Annotated in this window: 3 protein-coding genes; all 3 read left to right on the top strand. The window is 46.8% G+C overall.

Features of this window, described 5'->3' with window-relative positions; translation table 11 throughout:
• Positions 1-662: flagellar basal-body rod protein FlgG (gene flgG, locus A3739_RS11935; RefSeq protein ID WP_068501528.1), on the top strand; the 662-nt coding region annotated here is incomplete at its 5' end.
• A gap of 22 nt (positions 663-684) precedes the next feature.
• Positions 685-1,383, top strand: coding sequence for a flagellar basal body L-ring protein FlgH (flgH, locus tag A3739_RS11930; protein WP_068476531.1), 699 nt, complete (start codon positions 685-687; stop codon positions 1,381-1,383).
• Positions 1,384-1,398: 15 nt separating this feature from the next.
• A partial coding sequence (locus A3739_RS11925) for a flagellar basal body P-ring protein FlgI (RefSeq protein ID WP_197472289.1) occupies positions 1,399-1,815 on the top strand: 417 nt, incomplete at its 3' end.

Below are 1,815 nucleotides of genomic sequence, written 5' to 3'. Positions count from 1 at the left end.
AAGATCTTCTATATCAAATTAAGAGAGATCCAGGTGCGCTTAGCTCACAGGATTCTCAGCTCCCATCAGGCCTGCAGCTTGGTACGGGTGTTCGTGTTGTTGGAACGGTTAAAGAATTTAGTCAAGGCTCAATGCAGGTAACGGAGCGTCCTCTAGATATGGCGATCTCTGGTCGAGGCATGTTTCAGATTGCCTTACCTGACGGGTCTACCGCATACACGCGCGATGGTAGATTTCAGATTAATTCAGATGGGCAAGTTGTGACCGCTAACGGCCACGCCTTAGAGCCAGCCATTACTATTCCAGAAGGAATGAACGAAATTACGATTGGCGAAGATGGCGTGATTACAGGCACTGTTGCGGGTGACCCAGCTTTGCAGAACCTTGGGCAAATTGATCTTGCAGATTTTATTAACCCGCAAGGTTTAAAAGCCATTGGTAATAACTTGTTCCGCGAAACCGAAGCTAGTGGCAATCCAATTGTTGGCACGCCTGGCTTAGATGGAATTGGCACGGTGAGCCAAGGCATGTTGGAAACCTCAAACGTAGATGTTGTGACTGAGTTGGTGAACATGATTACCACGCAGCGCGCCTACGAAATGAACTCAAAAGTCGTTTCGACTGCAGATCAAATGCTGCAGTTTATCTCGCAGAACGTGTAATGCTGTTGTTGAGTTTTTGTCTATGTTGAACGTAATCAAAGCTGCATTGAAACTTGCTAATACGCTTGCCATTTTGGCGAGCGTTGGTTGTGCTGCGATTACGCGAGAGCACCCTGTTCCGGATGATCCCAGATATGCGCCGATCCCTGCGCAAAGCTTGCGCATGGGTGAACCTGTGACCGGTAGTATTTTTCAATCTCATCGCCAGTTTAGTGTCTATGGCGATCAAGTTGCGATCAATGTCGGTGACATCTTGACCGTGAACCTGCAAGAGTCCACGCGAGCGAGTAAAAGCGCAGACACGACTTATGACAAAAGCGATGAAGTCGACTTTAACGAAGCGAATATTCTCGGCAATACCATCAGCTTTAAGGGTATGAGCTTAGCAACCGATCCATCGTTTGAACGCGAATTTGAGGGCTCAGCTGAATCTGGGCAAAGCAATAGTCTTGCGGGTGCTATTTCAGTCACTGTTGCTGAGGTGTTTCCTAACGGATTACTTCGCGTGCAAGGTGAGAAATGGTTGAGTTTGAATCAAGGGGATGAGTACATCCGTTTAACTGGTCTGATTCGACCTCAAGATATCGGTATTGATAACACGGTTCCGTCTTCAAAAATTGCGAATGCCCGAATCGCATATGGTGGCACGGGTGAGTTTGATCAAGTGAATCGACAAGGTTGGTTGACGCGATTCTTTAACAGCGAATGGTGGCCTCTGTAGTAGGGAGCGTTAATGATGCTGAGACAATTATCTTTTCTAATAAATTTATTATGTATCGTGCTAGTAAGTGTGTGGTTACTATCGCCTGCGCACGCAGATAGATTGAAAGATATGGCAAGTATTGAAGGTGTCCGAAGCAACCAATTGATCGGTTATGGTCTCGTTGTTGGTTTAGATGGCACGGGTGATAAAACCCCATTTACGAGCCAAACATTCCGTAATTTGATGAATCAATTTGGTATCACGATTCCACCTGGTGTTGATCCAAAAGCGAAGAATATTGCAGCGGTTGCTGTGCATGCGGATTTGCCCGCGTTCGCCAAACCTGGCCAACGCATTGATGTCACGGTATCAAGCCTCGGTGATTCGAAGAGCCTACGTGGCGGGTCTTTGCTAATGACACCGCTTAAAGGTGCCGATGGTCGAATTTAT

This window comes from Oleiphilus sp. HI0067, assembly GCF_001635735.1.
Note: the sequence above shows the minus strand (reverse complement) of the source record. Positions and strands in the feature narration are given on the sequence as shown.